The 23,241-nt window shown below is 65.1% G+C and carries 11 protein-coding genes; 5 read left to right on the top strand and 6 right to left on the bottom strand.

Features of this window, described 5'->3' with window-relative positions; all coding sequences use genetic code 11:
• Positions 1 to 26 precede the first annotated feature (26 nt).
• Positions 27 to 926 (bottom strand): LysR family transcriptional regulator, encoded by a 900-nt coding sequence (locus tag C7A17_RS02010; RefSeq protein ID WP_106736437.1) that lies wholly within the window; start codon positions 924 to 926, stop codon positions 27 to 29.
• Positions 927 to 1,027: 101 nt separating this feature from the next.
• Between C7A17_RS02010 and C7A17_RS02015 the strand changes: the two genes are divergently transcribed.
• From C7A17_RS02015 to C7A17_RS02035, 5 genes are all read left to right on the top strand, one after another.
• Entirely contained in the window at positions 1,028 to 1,891 is an 864-nt protein-coding gene (locus C7A17_RS02015; protein ID WP_106736438.1) for an MBL fold metallo-hydrolase, read from the top strand.
• The gene (locus C7A17_RS02020; protein WP_106736439.1) at positions 1,882 to 2,580 is read left to right on the top strand and encodes an SDR family oxidoreductase; all 699 of its coding nucleotides are present in this window, start codon (positions 1,882 to 1,884) and stop codon (positions 2,578 to 2,580) included. Before C7A17_RS02015 ends, C7A17_RS02020 begins: the two co-directional genes overlap by 10 nt.
• A 367-nt stretch (positions 2,581 to 2,947) precedes the next feature.
• Positions 2,948 to 3,496, top strand: coding sequence for a chalcone isomerase family protein (locus tag C7A17_RS02025; protein WP_106736440.1), 549 nt, complete (start codon positions 2,948 to 2,950; stop codon positions 3,494 to 3,496).
• Between the two features lie 8 nt (positions 3,497 to 3,504).
• The gene (locus C7A17_RS02030) at positions 3,505 to 4,038 is read left to right on the top strand and encodes a DUF3833 domain-containing protein (protein WP_106736441.1); all 534 of its coding nucleotides are present in this window, start codon (positions 3,505 to 3,507) and stop codon (positions 4,036 to 4,038) included.
• Positions 4,035 to 4,733, top strand: coding sequence for an SDR family NAD(P)-dependent oxidoreductase (locus tag C7A17_RS02035; protein ID WP_106736442.1), 699 nt, complete (start codon positions 4,035 to 4,037; stop codon positions 4,731 to 4,733). Before C7A17_RS02030 ends, C7A17_RS02035 begins: the two co-directional genes overlap by 4 nt.
• Positions 4,734 to 4,803: 70 nt before the next feature.
• On the opposite strand, the gene C7A17_RS02040 is transcribed toward C7A17_RS02035, so the two are convergent.
• From C7A17_RS02040 to C7A17_RS02060, 5 genes are all read right to left on the bottom strand, one after another.
• Positions 4,804 to 9,009, bottom strand: coding sequence for an OmpA family protein (locus C7A17_RS02040; RefSeq protein WP_106736443.1), 4,206 nt, complete (start codon positions 9,007 to 9,009; stop codon positions 4,804 to 4,806).
• Positions 9,006 to 16,265, bottom strand: a complete 7,260-nt coding sequence (locus C7A17_RS02045; RefSeq protein ID WP_106736444.1) for a DUF7933 domain-containing protein — start codon at positions 16,263 to 16,265, stop codon at positions 9,006 to 9,008. Before C7A17_RS02045 ends, C7A17_RS02040 begins: the two co-directional genes overlap by 4 nt.
• Before the next feature lie 339 nt (positions 16,266 to 16,604).
• A complete protein-coding gene (locus tag C7A17_RS02050) occupies positions 16,605 to 18,962 on the bottom strand; it encodes a TonB-dependent receptor (RefSeq protein WP_106736445.1) in 2,358 nt (785 codons plus the stop codon).
• On the bottom strand, positions 18,959 to 20,902 hold the full coding sequence (locus C7A17_RS02055) for a sensor histidine kinase (RefSeq protein WP_106736446.1): 1,944 nt from the start codon (positions 20,900 to 20,902) through the stop codon (positions 18,959 to 18,961). The genes C7A17_RS02050 and C7A17_RS02055 overlap by 4 nt, the downstream gene beginning before the upstream one ends.
• On the bottom strand, positions 20,899 to 23,241 hold the full coding sequence (locus tag C7A17_RS02060) for a hybrid sensor histidine kinase/response regulator (protein ID WP_106736447.1): 2,343 nt from the start codon (positions 23,239 to 23,241) through the stop codon (positions 20,899 to 20,901). Before C7A17_RS02060 ends, C7A17_RS02055 begins: the two co-directional genes overlap by 4 nt.

The following is a 23,241-nucleotide window of genomic DNA, read 5'->3' on the forward strand; positions in this document are numbered from 1 at the left end:
GACAGCTGGCCAAATGCAAGCAGCTTTTAATGTTGCCAGTGCGCCTCGCTCGCCAGGCGCTCGGCGATGAAATCGAGCAACAGGCGCATCGCCGGCATCATCTGCCGACGCGTGCCGTACAGCGCATGGATGCCAAGCTCCGGCGGCCGGTAATCCGCCAGCAAACGCACCAGACGCCCTTCGCTCAACAAACCTGCCACCGAGTAGAGCGGCTGCAGACTGATGCCGGCGCCGGCCAGGGTCGCCTCCAGCAGCACCATCGACTCGTTGGCACTGAGACTGCCGGCAACCGACACGGCACTCACCTCGCCCTGGTGCTCGAACTCCCACAAGCTGCGACCGAAATAGGCATAGGCCAGGCAATTGTGCCGAGCCAGATCCTCCGGGCGCTGCGGCGCGCCGTGCCGCACCAGATAGTCCGGACTGGCGCAGACCACAGATCGGCATACCGCCAGGCGTCGAGCGATCAGATTGGGGTCGAGCTGGTTGGTAATGCGCAGCGCCAGGTCGATACGCGCCTCCACCAGGTTGACCGCCTCGCTGCCCACCAGCAGGTCGACGTTGACCTGCGGATAACGCTCGGTGAAGGCCTGCAGCGTATGCACCAACCAGGCCTGGGCAAAGGACTGGCTACAGGTGATGCGCAAGGTGCCGCGCGGCGTGTCATCCACGCCCTGACCGAGTGCCTGCATGCGCTCGGCCAACGCCAGCATCTCGCGGCACTGCGGCAACATCTGCTCGCCCGCGGCGGTCAGGCTCAGGCGTCGCGTGCTGCGATGCAGCAGGCGCACGCCAGCCCAGGTTTCCAGCTCGGCGAGATAACGTGAAACCATCGCCCGCGACATATCCAGCGCCTCGGCAGCAGCCGTCTGACTACCCCGTTCCAGCACCTCGACAAAGACTCGTGCTGCTGTCAGTCGATCCATAATTCGCCCGATTCATGCAACAAACACGGCCAGTTTACGAGGCTTTTCGTTCGCCATATAGCACATAAGATGCGCCGCACCTTACCTGCCTGGAGTTCGCCATGTCCCTCGCCACCCGTTTCATCGCCAGCCTCGGCCTGCTCGCCGCTGCTGGCGGCGCCCTCGCCCAACCGCTGACGCTGGATACCTACAACCCGCGCGAAACCGCCGTTTTCCCGGTCAGTTCGACCCTGATCAGTGGCGAGAAGGACGTCATCCTGGTGGATGCACAGTTCTCCAATCGCGAAGCCCAGGCGCTGGTCGAACGCATTCGCGCCAGTGGCAAGCGCCTGACCACCATCTTCATCAGCCATGGCGACCCGGACTTCTACTTCGGTCTCGATGTGCTGACTCGCGCCTATCCCGAAGCCAAGGTGCTAGCCACGCCGGCCACCGTTGCCTACATCGAGAAAACCCGTGCGCCCAAGCTGGCCTACTGGGGCCCGATCCTGAAAGACAGCGCGCCAGCTCGCACCCTGGTGCCTGAAGCCCTGCAAGGCAATCAGTTGGAGCTGGAAGGCCAGCGCATCGAAGTGGTCGGCCACGATCCGCAGCACACCAGCCTGTGGGTTCCCAGCATCAAGACCGTGGTCGGCGGAGTGCTGACCAGCGCCAATATCCATTTGTGGGTCGCCGACGCGCAAAGCGCCGAGGCACGGCAGAGCTGGCTGAAGTCGCTGGACGAACTCGAAGCCCTGCAACCGACCACCCTGGTGCCAGGCCACTACCTGGGCGAACCGGCGATGAACCTGGGCGACCTGCATTTCACCCGCGATTACCTGCTGGCGGTGCAGCAGGAACTGCCCAAGGCCAAGGACAGCCAGGCGCTGATCGCCGCAATGAAGGCGCGCTATCCTCAGCTGCACGATGACAGCAGCCTGGAGCTGAGCGCCAAGGTGCTCAAAGGAGAGATGCAGTGGCCGTGAAACGCCAGATCCTGATTGGCGGTGCCTCGCGCGGACTGGGCCTCGGCCTGGTGCGCGCCTTCCTCGAAGCCGGCTGGCAGGTGCATGCGGTGGTTCGTGAATTGCGCCCGGCCAGCCTGTTGGAGGCGCTGCGCACCCAGTACGCGAATGACCTGCAGGTGATCACCTGCGACCTCAACCGACTCGACGCCGCCTGCACCATCGACGCGGCCCTGAACGGCCAGCGCCTGGACTGTGCGCTGTTCAATGCCGGGGTCTATGGCCCCGCCCATCAGGATCCGCGCCAGGCCGAGGTCACGGACATCGGCCAGCTGTTCCTGGCCAACGCCGTCGCGCCAATCCGCCTGGCTCAACAGCTGGCCGGGCATGTGGTCGACGGCGGCGTGATTGCCTGCATGAGTTCACAGATGGCCAGCGTAGAACTGGCGCTCGCCGCCAATATGCCGCTGTACGGTGCCAGCAAGGCGGCCTTGAATAGCCTGCTGCGCAGTTGGCAGGCGCAATTGCCAGAGCTGCCCTGGAGCCTGCTGGCGCTGCATCCCGGCTGGGTGCGCACCGACATGGGCGGAGACAGCGCCCCCCTGAGTGTGGAACAGAGCGCCAGTGGCCTGCGTGAAGTGATCACCCAGCAATTGGGCCGACGTCAGTGCGCCTTTCTCGATTACCGGGGCCAGTCACTGCCCTGGTGACTCCTCTTCCACCTCCCAGCAGTGCCTCCTAGTCGAGGCATTGCAGGCGCCCTGATCCACACCACCTGAGTCAGGCGCTCGTAGAAGCGCGTGGAATTCTTTCTCGAATCCGAAACACCTATACAAAATCTGTACAAGTTAGTTATTTGTACATATATTGGATAGCAAGGCGGTTCGTACAACGCTCGTGCAAGCCTCTCCAGGTCTGCTCAAGACGACAACGAACCCTGTCGACAAGCTGCGCAATCCGGTAACACTCTTCTCCCCTCTTTGGTTGCCGGATTTTTTTATTGCATGCCCGCAGCCGCCGGGTATCCGAGCCAACGGCTGGGCGCGGCTCACGCCAGCCGAACCAGAGGGAACGACCATGGCAGCACCATTGCGACCTCCTCTGCGCCCAGCCGTGCTGCTGGTTCTGCTGCTGGCCAGCTTGCCCGTGTTGGCCAACACCCAAAGCGGTTGGCGTGAACGACTGCCGCAGGCCAGCCTGATCGGCAGCGGCGATTTCAGCTGGTTCGGCTTCTCGGTGTACAACGCCAAGCTGTGGAGTCCGCAGCGGCGCGTGGATTTCTCGCAGCCCTTCGCGCTGGAACTCACCTACCGGCGCAGCATCAGCCGGGAAACCCTGGTCGATACCAGCCTCGATGAGATTCGTCGGATCAACGGCGAACCGCTAGACCGCGAGCAGCAACAGGACTGGACGCAGCAGATGCGCCAGGCCTTCGTCGATGTGCAGGATGGCACCCGTATCACGGGCGTGTTCCTGCCCGATGAAGGGTGCCGGTTCTACGTCGACGGCAAGTTGCAGCACGTCATCGACGACCCGGAATTCGCCCGCGCCTTCTTCTCAATCTGGCTCGACCCACAGACCCGCAGCCCGAAACTGCGCGCCGCGCTGCTAGGCCTTAACCCATGAGGTATTGCATGAAAACCCTGTTGATTGTGCTGGCCAGCCTGATGCTGATCAGCTGCGGCCAGGTACCGGTCGAGCGTTACGCCAACGAGAAACCGGCGCTCGACCTGCCTACCTTCTTCGCCGGGCCGGTACAGGCCTGGGGCATGTTCCAGGATCGCTCCGGTGAAGTGATCAAGCGTTTCCACGTCGACATCAGCAGTCGCCGCGACGGCGACAAGCTGATCCTCGACGAGCGTTTCCTGTACAGCGACGGCACCCGCCAGCGCCGGGTCTGGACGCTGACGCCTGACAGCTCCGGACGCTGGATCGGCACCGCCGACGACGTGGTCGGCGAAGCCATCGGTGAAGTGGCCGGTAATGCCCTGCGCTGGCGCTACCACCTCAACCTGCCGGTGGATGACAGCACCTATGTCGTCTACTTCGACGACTGGATGTACCTGATGGACGACGACACCCTGATCAACCGTTCGAGCATGAGCAAGTTCGGCATCGAGCTGGGCCAGGTGACGCTGTTCTTCCGCCGCGGTGCCGCGCAACCATGACGTTGACCAGTCTGGGCAGCGGCTACAAGGCGCTGGTGATCGGCGCCAGTGGCACGCTTGGCCAGGCCTTCTGCCAATTGCTTCGCGCCGATACCCACTGCGCCAGCGTGCATGAACTGAGCCGTGGCAGCATGCCTGCACTCGATCTGGAAGACCCGTCCAGTATCGCCGCCGCCGCGCAAGCACTGGCCGACGCGGGCCCTTTCCAGCTGATTCTGCATACAGCCGGGTTGTTGCATCGTCCTGGCATCGCCCCGGAGAAGAGCCTCAACGCCATCGAAGCCGATGCCTTGCAGGCGGTATTTCAGGTCAATGCCCTGGGCCCTGCCCTGGTGCTGCGCCACTTCCTGCCGCTGCTCGACAAACAGGGGGCCATGGCCATGCTTTCGGCCAAGGTCGGCAGCATCGGCGACAACCGCCTGGGCGGCTGGTATGCCTACCGCGCGTCCAAGGCGGCGCTGAACATGCTGATCAAGACCGCCGCCATCGAACTGGCGCGCAGCAAACCCAAGGCACGCCTGCTCAGCCTGCATCCCGGTACGGTGATATCCCCCTTGTCACAACCCTTTCGCGGAGCGACTGCCGCGCGCCCAGCCGAACTGGCTGCGACTCAGATGCTGCAGGTGATCGACAGGCTCGGCCCGCAGCACAGCGGCAGCTTTCACGCCTATGACGGACAGCCCCTGCCTTGGTGACAACGGCTCGGCCGCCCATAACGACAACGCCACGCTTATGCGTGGCGTTGTCGTTTCCGGGGGGGGGGGGTCAGTACTTGCCGATGGCGTTGAAGAACCAGCCCTGGCTGCGGTACGACAGGTCGGTCAGGTCATCGCTGAAGTCACTGAAGTTGTAGCCCACACCGGCCTTGAAGTGATTGCCGAAGTGCCGGTAGACGCCTACCAGCGCGCCGTTCTTGCTGTCGCGCGCCTGTGATTCCTCACGGCGGCGCAGTTCGACCATCAGATCCCACTTCTTCACCACGTGCCAGTCGACCCGCGCCGCATAGAGCTGGCCGCGGCTGTTGAACCAGTCGGCCGAAGTATCGCGGCTCATGCGCAATTCACTGAGGCGGTAGGCGTACTTGCCGCCGACGCTCCAGCGTTCGTTGAGGTCGTAGATGCCATCGATGGCGAACACGTGGCTGCGCTGGGCGTAGTCGACGCTGGTGCCGGTGGCGGTGGACACCTGATCTGGCGGTGGCAGATCCGACAGGTAGGTGTACTTGGCCAGCAGGTTGAGGCGGTCGTTGAACACCGGGCGGTAGGCGTAGCCGAGCGAGGCCTCGACGAAGTCGCCGTCGAAGTAGTCGCCACGGTCGGAGTCGCCCACCGAGAAGTCCAGGCGGCCGAGGAAGCGCCAGTCCGGGTTGACCTGATAGCTGAGGTTGTTGCGCATCAGCCACACGGACAGATCCTGCACCTGGCTGCGATCCTGGCGGTACTCCAGGCGGCTGGCGTAACGCAGGTCGCCATTGCTGTAACCGATCTTGGCCCCATAGGCACGGCGCTTGAGTTCGTATTCGGTCTCGCTGTTGAAGGTGCCGAACTCGGTACTCAGGCCGTAGCTCCAGAACTCGTCCGGGGCGAAGTCCAGACCGTAGCCCTGAATCAGACCGGCCTGCTCGCCATGCTGCATGCGCTGCTCGGCGTACACGCTGGTGCTGTCGGTCCAGCGCGAACGGGCACCGGATACCAGTTGCCCGGTGCGACCGGTACCCACCAGGCCACTGCGGCTGGCGAAACCATCGTCGCCACGGTCGCTGTCGAGCTGGTAGTTGAGGTACAGGTTGGTGCGCTCGGAGGCGTCGTAGTTGATCCCGCCCTTGGCGCCCAGACCGAGGTTGCCACCGGACAGTTCGCCATTGAGCGAGGTGCGCTCGTTGAGGCGATAGTCGCCACCCACGCCGAGGCGGTTGTTGGCCTGACGACCAGCGTCGCGGCTGACGGTGCCTTGGGTGAAGCCGTACAGCGACCAGTCATCAGCCTCGTGGTACAGCGCCTGGAGGATGGCGTCGTTGCGCTCGCCCTCGTCACGTTCACCGTTGTCGTAACCGGCGTAGGTGCCGGTGTAGAGACTGCGGTAGGCGCCACCGTAGGTCTGCCGATCGTTGCGCAGCCCGGCGGAGAGGCGCCAGGCCTCGCTCAGGTCGTAGGCGATGATGCCTTCGACCGCACGCCGCGAACGGCCGCCCTCCTCGTCCGTCTGGTCACCCTTTAGGGTCACCTCGGTCTTCTCGCCAAGCGGTGCGGTGTAGCTGCCGCCCACCTGATCGGTGGCCAGGTCGGTGAGACGCCCCGGCGCAGCGAAGCCGGCGTCGCGGCTCTCGTAGTAGAAGGTGCCGCGCCCTTCGGCATCGGTGACCACGTCACGCAGGTCGAACGCGGTTTCCAGGCGATTGGCACGGGCGCGCGAATCGGTGCCGGCGATCTGCTCGCCAAAGCCGAAACCACCGTCATAGGAAAAACGCTGATCGAGGCTGTCACCACGGCTCTGCGCCGACTCGACCTTCAACCAGGTGCCCTCGCTGTGACGCAACAGCAGGTCGCCGCCGCCCAGGGTCTGGTCTTCGCGACCGGTCTGTTGCTGCTGACTGCCGGTGACGCCGATGCGCACCTTGTCGTTGGCCCAATAAGCGACGCGACCACCGTAGGCCAGGTCGTCGAGGCGATCCAGCCCTGGCGAGTATTCGTAGCCAACCACCAGGAACGCCGGATGCCCGGACAGGCTGCCACCGGAGCGGATCAGGCCACTGCCATCGGCGTTGGCCGACAGCGGTTGGCTGAGAATCACCCGGCCCTGCATGGCGTTGATCTCGTAGTCGATACCGGCGACCAGATCCTGGCTCTGCAGCACCAGGCCGGAATCCTTGTCGCGCACCTCGATGCGCACACGCTCGCTGCCCACGGTGAGATCCTGGTGGCGCAGGTAGTAGAGCGAGCCACCGGTACCGCGGAAGTCCTCACGGGCCGAGGCGGTGCCAGGCTCGGCGGCGAAGCCCTCGACCTGCAGGCGGCGTTCGCCGAAGCTGGTGAAACCGTCGCTGCGATAGCGGGCCTGGGCGCCGTAGAGGCTGCGGTCGACCTGCGCCAGCTCGGTGTCGCGAATCTGCTGGCGGAAGTTACCCCACAGGGCGTGAGACTTCTCGTCCTCGACCCGCACGTAGAACTTGCCGCGCGTCGGCGCATCCTCGATCAGCGTCGAGTCGTCGCCAAAGGTGGTCCAGCCCTTGTCGGCCTCGTTGTCGAGACGACGCAGGAACTCGCGCGGATCCTTCTCGTTGAAGTTGCTGAACAGGCTGTCCGCTGGCTCCTCGCCAGTGTCGACGCTGGCAGTGACGGTGTATTTGCCGTCGATCTTGCCCTTGCTGTAGAAGGCCAGGCGGCCATCGGCGTAGAGCTTGTCGTCGTAGTAGCGATCCTCACCAGTGACCAGGCTAGCCGGGCCGCTGGTGTTCTGCTGGCCGACGGTGAAGTCGGCGATGGCCACGGTGAACCAGTCCTGCTGCGGCAGGCGCAGGTCGCGGCGGTAGATGCGCCCCTTGCCCTGCCCGTCGAGCACCGCCACCTCCACGGTGTGCAGGCCGCGCGGGATGATCTGCGCACTGGCGAAGCTGCCGTTGCCATCGACCGGCACCGGCTTGCCCATGACGAACACGTGCTGCCCTTCGCGCACCTGCTTGCCATTGATGGTCACGGTGCCGCCGGCCACCGGGATGCTGTGCCGCTCCAGGCGATTGCCGTCGTAGCCGGCCAGCAGATTGGCCTCGCTGTCGGCCTCTTCCTCGGCTTCGCGCTGGCCACGGGCAACGTTGATCAGTTGTGGGCTGGTCTCATCGTAGCGGCCTTCGGCGTCATAGACCCGTAGTTGGTAATAGACGCGCTCCGGCAAGCTGGCGGACGGCGTCCACTGGCCTTGCAGTTGTTCGTCGAGCTTGAGGGTTTCCAGCAGCTCTGGCTCACCGAACAGGCGCTTCTTGCCGACGATGCGCACTTCGGCGCGGTCGATCCAGTGCAGGTAGTTGCTCGAACCACGGAAGCTCAGCGGCTGGCCGACACGCGCCAGGCGCGCGCTGGAGGTCAGGTTCAGGCGCGGCTTGGCCGACAGGTTGTCGTAGCGCACCTGCAGCAGGTCACGCGCCAGGGCCACATCCACGCAGCGCTGGGTATCGGCACTGCCAGCGGCCTGGCCGCCCTGCGGCTGGCCGTCGATGCTCAGGCGAAACGGTGCAACACCTTCGCCGGAGACGCTACCGGGCGCGCACTCCTGCGGTTTGGCCGGCGTGCTGACGATGGATTCGTCGTACCAGATTTCCACTTCCACACGGCGGTTGGTGGCCCAGGCTTCGGGGCTGTCGCCCTGCACCAGCGGCTCGCTCGGCCCGCGGCTGTCGAACATCAGTTGCTCTGGGCGCAGGTTCAGGCGCTCACGGAAGATCGCACCGACTTCCTTGGCCCGCTGCAAGCCCAGACCGAGGTTGTCCTGGTAGATGGCACGGGTGCGTTCCGACAGGTGCTGCGGGTCGGTATGGCCGATCAGACGCAGGCGCAGGTTGCGCTTGTCGCCCAGGCGCTGCATCAGCCTGGCCAGGGCATCGCTGTCGGTATCCGGCACCGCCGAGCGGCCCGAGGCGAAACGCACCACCGGCAGGCCGTCGCGCAAGGCCACAGTGTCGATGGTTTCCTCGCCGACTTCCAGCAGGTGTTCGCGCTCGCCGAGCGCACCTTCGTATTGCCAGAGAATGAGCTTCTCACGCGGCAACTCACGCTCGGCATTGTGCGGCAGGGCCGGCAGGCCGCCGGGAGTGAAAGGCCGGCGCTGCAGCAGCGACTCGTCTTCCATCGCCCCACGCGGGCCTTGCAGGCCGCAACCCTGGCCAACTTCACAGCGTTCGCTGGCCTGGGCCACGGCGGCCGCCAGCGGGTTCAGGCTCATGGCGGCGACGGTGCACGCCAGCAGTTTGCGCATGCTCATCGGATCACCTCCACGCTTTCGGTCGCCGGTACGATTTCTTCTTCCAGTTGCAGGTCGTAACAGCACTCGCGGGGCTCCCAACGTTCCTTGATCAAATCCCTGACATGGCCAATCCGTGCACGGGCCTGCTCGGCATCGCCACCCAGCGGCAGGTGGTAGGCGATCCGCAGGATCGACGGTTCGGCGTACAGCGCGGCCAGTACCTCATCCATGCGTGCCAGGTAGTCCGCGCTCAGGCGCTCGCCGGCGAAGGCATCACCGGTCAGATCCAGGCGCACCACGCGATGGATGCTGGCGCCGAAGTTGGCCTTGACCAGGCGGCCCTGGGTCATGCGCACCACGCGCGGGTTCTCGGTGACGATGCGGTAGCCGCTCGGCAGAGTGCGTTCGTCGACCTTGAGGATGAAGTTGCTGCCACGCAGATCACCGGGCACGTCGGCACAGGCGATGTGGTAGCGGCCATGGGCATCGGTGGTCACCAGCCAGCCACGCGGCGTGGCCAGACGTACGCCGGGCAGGCCGGGCTCGCCTTCGTCCTGGTAGCCGTTGCGGTTCTTGTCGTCGAAGACCTTGCCGATCAGGTCGGAGCAGTCGAAGGTCGGGTCGGCGACCACGCGCACGGTGGCGCTGGCGACGTTCGACACACGCGTGCCGACCGCCAGGTTGAGCGCCCAGGTCTGGTTGACGTACTCGTTGAAACCGACGCCGGAACCGACCACCAGCAGCAGCTTGACGGTCACCACCTGGCCACCGACCAGGGTGCGTGGCGGCCAGCGCAGACGGCGCCCTTCCATTTCCGGCTCCTGCGGCAGGCCATCGACCTGCGCCGAACCTTTCACGTACTGGAAGCCCGGTGGAATCTGATCCTCGATGGCGACATCGGCCAGCGAGGTGCCCAGGGTGTTGCGCGCAGTCAGTACATAGGGCACCAGCTCACCACGGGTGACGTTGACCTTGGGCGACACCTTGGTCATGACGATCGCACCGCCCATCACCGGATCGAGCGGGATGTGGTTGTTGACCAGGTCGGCGCTGCTGCCGTCGAGCACGAAGCTGAAGTAGTACTGCGTGCTGCCGGCACCGCCGGCCAGGCCGGCGCTGCTCGCCGGGCAGGTGGCCGGGTCATGCAGGGTCACCGACTCGGCCGGCGCCAGGTTGCTGTTCTGCACCAGTGCCGGGTCGGGCACCGCCGTGACCGGCAGGGTATTGGTACAGGCCGGAATCAGTGCCGACGGTGCCGGCAGGTAACCCGCCGGTGCGGTCACGGTCAGGGTGTAGGTACCCGCTGGCGCGCCTGCCAGTAGCAGGAACTGATACAGGCCATCGTTGCCGGTGGTCTGGCTCAGCGAGCCGCCCAGCACGTTGGCAGCGGAGAAACCGGGCGGGCCGCTGATGCTGACCACGGCGCCGCGCACCGGCTGCCGGCTGATGGCGTCGTACACCACACCGGACGGGTCGATCGGCAGGCTGTGCTCGACCACGTTGCGACCATGACTGATGGTGATGCCATCGAGGGTGCCGCCCGTGTTGTCGGCCCCAGCGGGGTTGCCGGGGCCTGTGGTGCCGGGGGTGTAGCCAACCCCCTGCTCGTTCGGCACCGGACGGCCGAACAGCGTGCCGGAATCCGGATGGCGGAAGCGCACTTCGTAGCCGTTACCCGGCGTCAGGTCGTTGAAGGCATAGGCGCCGTTGCTGTCGGACGTGGTGGTGGCGACCACCGTGCCGTGCTGCAGCAGCTCGACGGTCCAACCGGGCAACACGGTCTCGCCCGGATCACGGATGCGGTCATGGTTGCTGTCGATCCACACGGTGCCGGACAGCGACGGGATGGACACCTCGGCAAACCAGTTGTCCACCGACAGCGCGGTACCACTCAGGTCGATGCCAGTGATGGTGCTCGGTGTCTCGCTGACCACACCACCTGCCGTACCGGCCGTGGTCGAACCATTGATCAGGCCGTTGGGCTGGTTCGGCTGCACCAGGGTGTAGGTGCCCGGCGGCAGGCCGGTGAAGCTGAAGTCGCCGTTGCTATCGCTGGTGGTGCTACGGGTGATGCTGTTGCCATTGACGTCGGTACCGCTCAGCTCGATGAGCTGGCCCGCCAGGCCACTGTCGCCGGAGGTCGGTGCACCGTCCACATCACGGTCGTGGAACACCTTGCCGTGAATGGCGCGGCCATTGAGGATTTCGCCGAAGTCGTTGTTCTCCGACACGTAGCCCGGGCTCAGGCGCACGCCATCGATGATGCTCGGCGTGCTGCTCACCGGCGTCACGCTGGGCGTGGTGCCGTCGCTGTTGCCGGCGCGGGTGATGCCGTTGGTGGTGCCGTCCGGCTGGGTCGGCTCGGTCACGCGGTAATCACCCGGCGGCAAGCCGTTGAAACGGTAATCCCCATTGCTGTCGGTGACGCTGCTGCGCGTGACCGGACGGCCGAGCCAGTCGGTACCGCTCAGCTCGATGGGCACGCCAGCCAGGCCGCTGTCGCCGCTCTGGCGGATGCCATCATTGTTGAGGTCGACGAAAACCGAACCGCTGAGGCTGGCTGGACGCACTTCAGGGAAGTCGTTGCCGGACGAACCGCTGACCTCACCACCGGCGCCGTTGCCCTGAAGCACGATGGCGGCGATCTGGCTGCTGCTCTCGCTCGGGTTGCTCGGCGTACCGACGGTACCGCTGCTGCCGTTCACCGCGACAATGCCACCGGCCACCGGTTGGCCGTTCAGCGTGCCCGCCGGCTGGCTGGCCTGGCACACCGAATAGGTGCCGGCCGGCAGCCCCGCGAACAGGTAGTTGCCAGCGGCATCGGTGGTGCTCGGGTTGATCAGACCGATGATGCCGCTGACCGGCGCACCGCTGGCGCAACTGGCGCCACTGCGCAGCTCGATGGCCACACCAGCCAGTGGGCTGTCGGTGCCAGCCGAATAGCTGCCACTCAGGTCGTTGTCCAGATACACGCGACCGGAGATGAAGCCCAGGGTGCTGACCGTCAATGGCGCATGGGCCGGTTCCGGGTTGTTGCCCATGTCGGTCTGCAAGGCGCCGGCCGGGATGATGTTGGTGTGCTCACCCGCCGTATCGGCGGTGACATTCACCTCGATGGTGCAGCCGCCGGCCGGCACCACAGTGCCGCTGGCCAGGCGCACGCTGGCGCTGTTGGCCGCGGCGGTGATGGCGCCAGCCGGGCAACTGCCAGCGATATTCGGTGTGGCAGCGACACGCACGGCCCCCGGCAAGGTCGGCAGGTTGTCGACCAGGGCCGCGCTGAGGGTCATCGCCGTGGCATTGGGGTTGTTGACGAAGATGGTCAGGCGCGAGATGCCGCCTGGCGGGATCACCGCCGGGGCAAACTGCTTGCTGACGCTTGGCGGGCTGGAAATGATCAGACGCGCGCGGGTCGGCTCCTCGTTGCGCACGCCTTCGAAACTGCTCACCGCACCGACACCGATGCTGTTGGTATAGGTGCCGGCGATGTTGCTCAGTACATCCACCTCGACCAGGCAGCTGGCGTTGCCTGCCAGCGCGCCACCGGACAGGCGCACACTGGTGCCCGACGGCGTGACGCTCAGCGTGCCGCTGCAACTGTTGCTGGCATTGGGCACCTGGGCCACGACCAGGCCGTCGGGCAAGGTGTCAGTGTAAGCCAGACCGGTCAGCGGGCTGCTGCCGGGGTTGTCCAGGCGAATGGCGAGGCGCACCGGCACACCGGCCGAACCATTGGCCGTGCCGGTGGTGAAACCGGCCGGGTTGCCGGCATCCAGCGTGCGCGTGGCGATGGCCTTGTGCACGGTCAGCGGCGAGGTGACGCGCAGGGTGTCGGTGGTGTCCTCGTTGTTGGTCACCGGGCTGCCGCCGGCACTGCCGGTAAGGCCGCCGCCGGGAATGGTGTTGACGTACTCGCCCTGGCTATTGGCGGTCACGTCGATCTCCACGTAGCACGAAGCCGGAGCCGCGCCCGTGCCGGCAGGCAGTTGACCGCCACTCAGGCTCACCTGACCGGAGCTGCTGCTGACGCTGCCCTGGCAGGTGTTGACGACGTTGGCCGGGCTTGCCGTGACCAGGCCAGCCGGATAGGTATCGACCACGCTCAAGTCGCTGATCGGCTGGGTGGTCGGGTTGTAGAAAGTGATACGCAGGCGTGAACGCTCACCTGGTGCGATCACCTTGGGCGTGAACTGCTTGACCAGGCCAAGGCCGCTGCTGGTCTGCAGGCTGCTCGACGCCGGATCGACGTTGCTGACGCCCTGGTCGGTGCTGATCGCGCTCGCCGGGATCACGGCGGTCACCGTGCCGGTGTTGACCATGGTCACGTCCACCGTGACGGTGCAGCTCTGCCCCGCCGCCAGGCTCGCCCCGCTGAGGGCCAGGCGGTTGCCGTTGGCCGGTGCGTTGACCACGCCACCGGGGCAAGTGGTGCTGACGTTGGGCACGCCGGCGATACGCTCGCCGGTCGGAGCGCCACCCACCAGGCCATCATCGGTGAAGAAGCTGTCCAGCGTCAGGTTGCTCAGATCCAGGCTGCCGCTGTTGAACAGGGTCAGGGTCAGTTGGGTCACCGCCCCCGGCGCAGCGACGCTGGCCGTGGCGTGGTTGAGGGTCACGCTGACCCCGCCGCCGCTGGCGTTCTGCAGGGTGGCGCCAAAAGCGGTGACGTTCTGCACGCCACCGTCGGCCTTGAGCTGGCCAGCAGCGATGCTGTTGACCCAGTCGCCGCCGCCCGTGGCGGTAACGTCAAACAACAGGTCGCAGCTGCCGGTGGGAATCCGTGCGCCACTTAGCGTCACCTGACTGCTGCCAGGCGCGGCATTGATCGTCGGCGCACCATCGCAGGTGGAGTAGGCGTTGGCCGGGTTGGCTACGGTCATGCCGGCCGGCAGGTCGTCGGTGATGCTGACGTTGGTCAGCACACCAGCCTGCGAGTTGCTCAGGTTGATGCTGACGGTGGAGCGACCACCCGGCTGGATGCGGTTGGGCACGAAGGTCTTGTTGCCCGCCAGTGCCGAGAGGAAATCGATGCTGGCATTGACCGGGCCAGGACTCTGCACGCGATCCGGATTGGGCGAGCCATCGGCGTAACGCTCGACACCGCTGGCGGCGCCAGCAGGCAGGGAGTTGACGTAATGACCAGCAGCGCCGACCACGTTCACCCGCACCTGGCAGCGGCCGACCGCGCCCAGGCCGTCACCGCTACGAGCGGGCACGCTGGCCCCGGTGAGACGCACTTCGTTGCTGCCCGGCACCGCAACCAGAGTACCGCCGCAGGTGGTGGCGGCGTTGCTGGGGAATGCCACCTGCATCGGCGTGTTGTTGCTGCCCAACGGCAGGTTGTCGAGCAGGCTGACGTCGCTCAGTGCCTGCGCCGACAGGTTGACCAGGTCGATGGTCATGGTCGCCGCGCTGCCCTCGGGCCTGGAGCTGGCATCGAAGCCCTTCTCCACAGTCAAAGTGGAGCTGCTGACGCTGTACTGCGCGGACGTCGAACTGTGGTTGCAGATACCGCTGGCGCACACGCCACCGGCCGGAATCTCGTTGATCACCGCGCCGCTGCTGGCGTCGGCCGGCACCATGCCCCAGAAATTCAGGGTGCAGATCGCCGGGTTACCCGCCGCGCCTGCGCCCATGTCGAAGGTGAAGGTCGGACTGGTGGCGCTGCCGCCAACGACGACCGAGCCGCTGCAACCGGCGCCGCTGATGGAAGGGTTGGCTCGGTTCGGAGCGCTCAGCAGCACCATCCCGCTGGGCAGGTGGTCGGTTACCGTCACACCGCTTTGCGCGGTGGTCGAGTAGTTGCGCACCGCCACGCTGAAGTACACCGGGTTGCCAGGGGCCACCACATCCGGGCTGCTGGTTTTCTCGATAAGGAACTGATCGACCACGGTGACCGAGGCGGCCGCGCCCTGGCTGAACACATCCGGATTGCTGACGCTGACGCCGCCGGCCGGGATGGTATTGGTGAAGGACTCGGGCACACCCGCCGTACTCAGCGTCGCCGTGTAGGGCACGCGAATCACGCAATTGCTGTTGGGCGCCAGGGTGCCGCTGCTGTACACCAGGGTCTGGCTGCCCTGCCCGCCCAGGCCCGTGAGGCTGGAGCCACCGGTACAGGTGGCAGTCGGCGCCGAGGTGATCTGCAGGCCGCTGGCCGCGCCGTCGATGTCGTCGCTGAAGGCTTGCAGGTTGAGCGTGGTCAGCGGGCTGGCGTTGGTCAGGGTGATGGTCAGCAACGCTTCCTGGCCGGCCGCCACGGTGGCCGGGTTGAAGTTCTTGGCCACGCGCAGCGGCGCGGTAACGGTGAGGTTGGCGCTGGCGTTGCTCGGCGGCACCAGGCCGCGCTTGTTGCCGAAATCGGTGGTGCGGTTGATGACGTTGGTCAGGCCCATCGAATAGGCGCTGGCCGAGCCGTCGGCCACCACCATCACGCTCAGGGTACATGTGCCGTTGGCCGGCACCACGCCGCCGACCGCGCTGATCTCGCTGGCACCGGCCGCCGGATTGAAGCTCGGTGGCGTCGCGCCGCAGTTGATCTGTGCATCAGGGCTGGAAGCAACCTGCAGGCCGTAGTCACCGAGACGATCACGAATGGCGAAAGCCGGGCTGTCGCCAGCACCATTGAGCGGCAGCGGCTGTGAGGCGTTGTTGCGAATGACGATGCTCAGGCGCGTGGCCTGATCACGCTTGACGATGGTGCCGGCGGCGAAGCTCTTGCTGATGGTCGGCGCCGCCAGGGTGAGGAAGTTGAGCGACTGCTGCGCCGGGTCGGCGTTGCGCACCGTGCTGCCGTTGTAGGTGCCGCTGACGGCATTGGCGGGGATGACGTTGTTGCCGCTACCGGCCGTGGTGGAGGTGACCTGAACGACGATCTCGCAGCGCCCGGCCTGGGTACCGGCACCGCGCGAAGGGATCACGCCACCGCTCAGCGTGATGCTGTTGCTGCCCTGCGCCGCGGCAACGCTACCGACGAAAGGTACCGGGTTGCCACTGCCATCGGCACAGGTGGTCGAGACCACACCCGTACCCGCCACGCGGAAACCGGCGGGCATATTGTCGGTGAAGGTGACATCGGTGATGTCGCCGTCATTGAAGTTGTTGGTCAGCTGGATGAGAAAGCCGTCGGTATCACCGACGTAGACCGGGTCGGCAAAGCCGGGTGCCCGCGTCTTGCTGATGCCCAGACTGGCTTGTGCCGCCAGCGGCAACAACCCCGCCCCCAATAGTGCGCAGCCAAGCAGCCACGACCGATGCTTCGGTGTCGACAACATGCAACCCTCCCCCAGCGCAGTGCGCCCAAGGGATTCGCCTACCTTGGCGACTCAGTCATTCAGCGTGCTAAGCACGTCATGCTCCCGACATTCTCGGTCGAGGCGAACGACGAATCGGCAAGCGAATCCACAGCTCCCAAATGAGGGCGCAAGTTTCGCGATGGGGAGTCCGCGAACAAGGCAGCGGAGCGGGAAGTAGCGTTGCTGCGTGCGCAACCCCGATCCTCTTTGGCAAAGATCGAGGCCACTCGCCGATTCGTGAAAAGTGCTTTTAAAACAGAAGGTTGAAAACCAAAAAGGCGGGAGGAAAGTTTTGCCGGAGCGCCTGCGCGAGGCGACTCAGTAGGCCACTCTCAAGGTGCTACCGAACTGCCTGGCCTCGCCGACCACCACCCCGTAGTCGCCGGAACCGAGCTGGCCACGCACGGCGGTGATGTACTGCCTGTCAAACAGATTGCGAACCCATAGCTCAAGTTCCCAACCACCATCGCTACGGCCAAGACCGAAGCGCAGATGAGTGAGCGCATAAGTCGGTTGCTGGCTGCCGGCGCCGCCTTCCAGGGTGCCCTGCGAGGCACTGCGCAAGCTGTAGTCGAGCCCCGCGAAGACGGCCAGGCCCTGCTCCAGCGGCTGGCGATAATCGAGACCAGCAGTGACACCCCAGCGCGGCGCATTGAACAGCCGCTGCCCGCTCAGATCGCATGTCCAGCTCTGGCTTTGCGGTGCACAGGGCGCGTTGGCGAAGTCCCGGTAGCGGGCATCACTGTATGCGACGCCCAGCCGCAGTTCGATCTGTTCGCTGGCACGCAGGCGCCCGTCCAGTTCGACACCGCGCAGGCGAACCTGGCCGACATTGATCAGGTTGTCGCGTAGCGGCGGAGAGAACGCATCGGCCGGTGGGCTGTTGGTCAGTGCCTGGTAGTCGTCGACGTCGGTCTGGTACAGCGCCAGCTCCAACCAGGCGCGCTCGTTCCACAACCACTGCTTGAGGCCGACCTCCAGCGACGTGGCCCGCTCGGCAGCGAAAGTGGGTTGTGCATAGCGGCTGGTCACATCGAGGTTGATGCCACCAGCCTTGTAACCGCGCGACCAACTCGCGTAGCCGAGCAGGTCATCGTTGAAGCGGTAGCTGATGCTCAGGTGGCCAGACAGATTGTGCTCGTCGATGGTGTCGCGTCGATAGTAGTCCCCACCCAGCGCCACCTGGCGCAGCAGCGGGCCGCCCCACTGCCACAAGGGGTCTAGCGGATCGAGCGGGTTGGACACCAGCGGCGCCAGGTTGGAGACCGTCCGCGACAGCCAGGCACGCTTGCGTTCATGGGTGTAGCGCAGGCCTGGAGTGACTGCCAGGCGCGGCGTAAGGTGCCAGGTCAGCTGACCGAACAGGGCGCGGCTCTCGCTGCGCTGCTCACTGTCGAGATGTTGCTGGGCGCCTTCGAGCAGGGACGCCGGGATGACGCTCGGCGGCAAGGAGCCGAACGGCGGCGGCAAGTGCAGCTCGGGCCGATCACCCAGGAAGAATGCCGCCGCATCGCGACCGAAGCCCACGCCGATGTCGCGCGCCAGGTTCTGCCTCAGGTAGTAGAGCCCGGCCACGTAGTCCAGCCGCTCATGGGGCGAACCGGCCAGGCGCAGCTCCTGGCTGAACTGCCAGTGATCCAGCTCGGCACTGCCGGCTGCGACCGCCAGGCCGGTGCCATCGGCGTCCAGCCGGGTGTCGTAACGCCAATCGCGATAGGCGCTGATGCTGGTCAGTGTGGTGCCATTATCCCAGTAGCGGTTCAGCTCCAGGGAAATACCGTTCTGGCGCACATCGGCGAAACTCTCCCGGTCATGATCGACCTCGCGGGCGTAGGGGTCGATTGGCGGCAGCGCATAACCCACATAGGCGCTGCGTTGCACGGTCGCCTGGCTGTAGTTGCTGGCGGCCAGGGCGACATTCTCGCGACGCTGATCATGATCGAGAATCAGCCGTGCACTGAAACGCTCATCCGGCTGCCACAGCAACTGGCCGCGCAGCCCCTGCTCATCACGGTCACGCGATGAAACGCCGGGATGAAAATTGTCGACCGCCGCCTCCCGCTGGCTGTCGTAGCCGGACAGTCGCCCTGCCAGTACGCCCTCCACCAGTTCGCCAGACAGTACCCCGCGATATCGGCGCAGCCCGTCTTCGCCCATCGTCACCTCGCCGCTGGCCTGGGGATGGAAAGTGGGCAGGCGACTGTAGAAATTCAGCGTACCGGCGGTGCTGTTCTTGCCATACAGAGTGCCCTGCGGGCCACGCAGCACCTCGACACGCTCGAGGTCGAAGAGCGTGCCGACGGACATACCCGGCCGCCCCAGGTAAACGCCGTCGACGAACACACCGACACTGCCGTCCAGCCCATCGTTGTAGCCGCTCGAACCCAGCCCGCGTATGGCATAGCTGGCCTGCCGCGCATTGGGTGCGGCCAGCGACAGGCCAGGTACTCGCTCCGGTAGCTCACTGGCACGTGTCAGCCCGGCCTCGTCGAGTTGCCGCCCCTCGATCACGCTGATCGCGATGGGCACCTCGCCAGCCTTCTCCGGGCGCTGGCGGGCATTGACGCTGAGGTCATCGAGCTGCAGCAGCGCCGGCTCCTCGGTGGCCACCTGCGCCAGCGCCGTGCTGCCGAGCAACGCCAGCAGACCCGGCCAGCACGACCACAGACACCTCATGCCAGGACCTCCGCTCGCTCGCCTGGCAGCGCCAGGTTCAGCTCGAAGCTGAAGCGGCTACCGGATACGCCGTCGCTCTGTACCTGCAGCGCACTGCCCATGGCCTGCAACGCCTGGGTGACGATGGCCAGACCCAGGCCACTGCCCTCGACTGCCTCGACTCCCGCTCCTCGCTCGAAAGGTTGCAGCAGGCGCTGCTGATCGTCAGGGTGAATGCCCGGCCCCGTATCTTCCACCTGCAGTTGCAGGCTTACCGCAGCGACACCACGCGGCTGGCAGTTCACATGTAGCTGGATGCGACCGTCACGGGTGAATTTGACGGCATTGCCCAGCAAGTTCAGCAACACCGTGCGCAAGCGCCGGAAATCGGCACTCACCTGCTGCGGCACGTCCGTCGCCAGGTGCAGCTCAAAATCGTTGGCATGCCGCCGAGCCAGCGGCTCCACCTCCTCCGCGATCTCCCGCAGGAACAGGTGCAGATCACCCGGCACCTCATGCTGTGGCTGTTCGCTGTGGGAGAACTCCAGCAACTCGTCGATCAACGCCAATTGGCGGTGAGCGCTGCGCGTTATCCGTTGTGGATAGTCATGACGACTCTCGGCGACCAGACGCCGCGCATAGTCGACGATGTCCAACAATGGCGTGCGCAGGTCATGAGTGATTCGCGCCAACATCGCCCCGCGGGCCCGCAGCGACTCGCTCAACTGCTCGGTGCGGCGTTGCACCATGCCCTCCAGGCGCCCCTGCTCCGCCTGACGCCGATCCTCCAGTTCGCCGCGCGCCCGCTGCGCTCGCTTGCGGCTGCGGTAAAGCTCGGTGAGCAGCGTACAGGTCAGCATCACCACCCCCGGAACGATGGAGGAAAGGCTGAAAAAATCCTGGCGCGACTGCCAGATCACCTGATCGGCCTGCAGCACGTAGCGCATGAAAAATTGCAGCAGATACAGCAGCGGTATGACCCAGGCCATCCAGATCAGCGATACCCCGCGGTACCAGGCGACCAGCAGGGTCAGCGGCATCAGCAGATAGACGGTGAAGCGCCTGAGCAGATCGGTGAAGGCCCCGCCCTGCGCGTGATCGAGCAAGAGCGTCCACAGATGACTGCCGATGAACAGCACCAGCAAAGCGCCGTACAACAATCCCCAGCAGCGCGGCAGATGACGCACCTGCAGCAGCACACGGGCGTAGCCAAGGAAGCAGGCGAAGCTGATCACGCTGACCAGCGAACGGATCACGTCGCTCCACGGCAACAGCGCCGGCCAGTGGGTCAGATAACCGTTCAGCACGCAGGTCACGACGATGTAAGTGAGCACGGTTGCCGCGTGAGTGAGCAACAATGGCGAACGCATGATGCTGCCCACGACCAGGCTGAAAGGCACCACCAGCAACACGATCCCCAGGCTCAGGCCATCGACCAACGCGCTGGTCTGACGCTGCATGAGCATCGCCAGCTCCGACCACAGGATCGGCTCGACGATCAGCGCCGAACGGCTCGTCGCGCGAATCAACACGAGGCCGTCGTCCTCGTCGTAGAGGGGAAAACTCGGCTGGCGCCCCAGTACCGGCCATTCCTCGGCGGGATAGGCACTACCGGCGTGCATGCGCTGCCACTGGCCAGCGCTCCGGATGAATACCTGGATATCGTTCAGGCGCGGATCGCCCACCGTCAGCCAGCGCAAGCAATCGCGGCTCGTCACACCGGCCAGAGAGAAGCGCACCCAGTACGCCGAGTGGGTGTAATTGGCAAACAGGTAGCCCTGTTCGAAGTTGCTGAAAGCCTGCTCCGGTAAAGCCAGGATCTGCTCCAGGCGCAATTGCGCACCACGATCCTCGAAGACCGCCAGGCGTTCGAGACGCGCAGGTGGTTGATCGGCACATACCGTGGCTACGGCCATCTCACTGACGACCAGCAGGACGAACAGCAGCGCCAGACGCATCATGCCGTATCCAGCAACCTGGCTATCTGCTCGAGCAACTCGCCGCCATCGGCAGGTTTCAGCAGCGCGGCATCGAAGGCCAGAGCGGGACTGCAGGATGCGGGGCGCAGAGGCGGCGCCGCGGAGTACAGCAACACCGGAAGCGCTGGATACGAAGTACGTACCACCGACAGCAACTCCCAGCCGTCGATCACCGGCATCATCTGATCGGTGATCAACAGATCGAAGGCCGTCTCTTCGAGTGCTTGCAGGGCCTGCGCGCCGTCCTCGGCTACGAAGGTATCGAAGCCATAGCCACCGAGCAGGTCGCTGATGCTTTCGCGGTTCTGCTCGGTATCGTCGACGATCAGCACCCGGCGGTCGTCGCCACGGATGGCAATGCCGCGGCTCTCTTCCATCACCACATCGAGTTCGTGTTCGTTGGCAGTCGCCAGCAACAGGTGGAAGGAGAAACAGCTGCCGTGCCCCGGTCGCGTATCGATCAGCAACTCGGCGCCCATCTGCTCCAGGAGTTGATTGACGATCGACAACCCCAGACCACTGCCCTCATAGCGCCTGGCATTGCGCCCACGGCTGAAGGGCTGCAGCAGATCCGCGCGATCATCGGGATAGATACCGATGCCGGTGTCACGGACGCTGAAAGCCAACTCCACTTCAGCGGCCTCGGCCTTGACCAGGCTCACGCTGAAATCGATCCGGCCCTGGTGCGTGAACTTGCCGGCATTGGCCAGCAGGTTGACCAGAATCCGGCGCAGGCGGCGGAAATCGGCCTGCACCAACGGTGGCAGATCGATACCGAACTGGCAGTGCAACTGATTGCCCTGACGCTGTGCGAAAAAGCGCGCCTCGTCCTCGATCTCGCCCAGAAAGCCGTACAGGTAACCGGGCGCCAACACCAGCTCCTGCTGTTGCAATTCACTGCGCGAGAACTCCAGCAACTCGTCGATCAACTCCAGTTGGCGGCGCGCGTTACGTTCGATCTTCTGCGGATAATCCTGACGGGTCTCGGCACGCAGCAGACGCGCGTAATCGATGATGCTCGACAGCGGCGAGCGCAAATCGTGAGTGATTCGCGCCAGCAAGGAACTGCGTGCACGCAGCGACTCGCGCAACTGCTCGGTACGCCGTGCCACGGTGCTTTCCAGGCGCTCGTGTTCGGCATTGCGTTGTGCGTCCAGTTCGGCCAACGCCAGGCGCTCGCGACGTCGACTGTGGGCGAACTCCATGATCAGGGTGCAGACCAGCAACAGCACGCCCGGCAGGCTGGAAGCCAGTCCGAGGTAGTCCTCGCCGTACTGCCAGGCGGCATCGCTGATATCAAAGACATAGCGTGACAACGCCTGCAGGGTGAAGAAACCACTCAGCGACCAGGCCAGCCAACTCGGCCGCAAACCACTGTGCCAGGCGGCCAGACAGAGCAGCGGTACCAACACATAGAAGATCCAGCGCAGCTCGCTGAACAGGCTGCGTGTAACGGTGTAATCGAGCAGGACACCAGATAGCAGTAAACCGCCGAGCAGCAGCGCACTGATCGCCAGCAAGCCGCGCCAGAACCTGGACATCTGCTGCACCTTGAACAGCACGTGCAAATAGGCCATGAACAACATGAGCGCCGTACAACCCATCAGGCTGCTGACCTCACTGCTGTAGGGCAGGATCTTCGGCAGGTAGAACAGGTAACCGTTGGCGACGCAGGCCAGCATCACGTAGGCGAGAATCGCCAGGGCGTTGATCACCAGCAGCCCGGAGCGGATCTGCAAGCCAACGATCAGGCTGAACGGCACGATCAGCAACACGATGCCGAATACCAGACCATCCGCCATGTACAGATCCGGGCTGGCCTGCAGCAACTCCAGCTCGCCCCACAGACGCGGCTGGATCATCAATACGCCGCGGCTGGTCACTCGCACCAGCACCTGAACCTGCTCGCCCTCCTCCAGCACCAGCGGAAACAGGGGGGTACGCGTACGGGTTGGCCATTGCTCGATCGGGTAGTCACGACCGGCCTGCATGCGAGTCATCTCACCATCGCGCAGCACATATACCTGTACATCATTGAGCCGCGGCTCCCCCACGCTCAGCCAGTTCGAACAGGAAACATCGGACGGTGCGCTCAGAGAAAAACGCAGCCAGAACGCAGAATGACTGAACTCGATAGGAAAGGAGCCTGGCGGCAGGCTCCAGAAATCCTGTTCGTCCGCAGCCAGCACCTGTTCCACACTCAGCTGGCGAGAGGCGTCTTCCAACACCCGGATCGGAGCCTCACCGTCGAGCTGGCAGGCCGGCCTGCCATCCGCCGCCAGCGCCTGCTGCATCAGCAACAGCGCAAGCAATAGACACAT

The organism is Pseudomonas mendocina (assembly GCF_003008615.1).
Classification (GTDB): domain Bacteria; phylum Pseudomonadota; class Gammaproteobacteria; order Pseudomonadales; family Pseudomonadaceae; genus Aquipseudomonas; species Aquipseudomonas mendocina_C.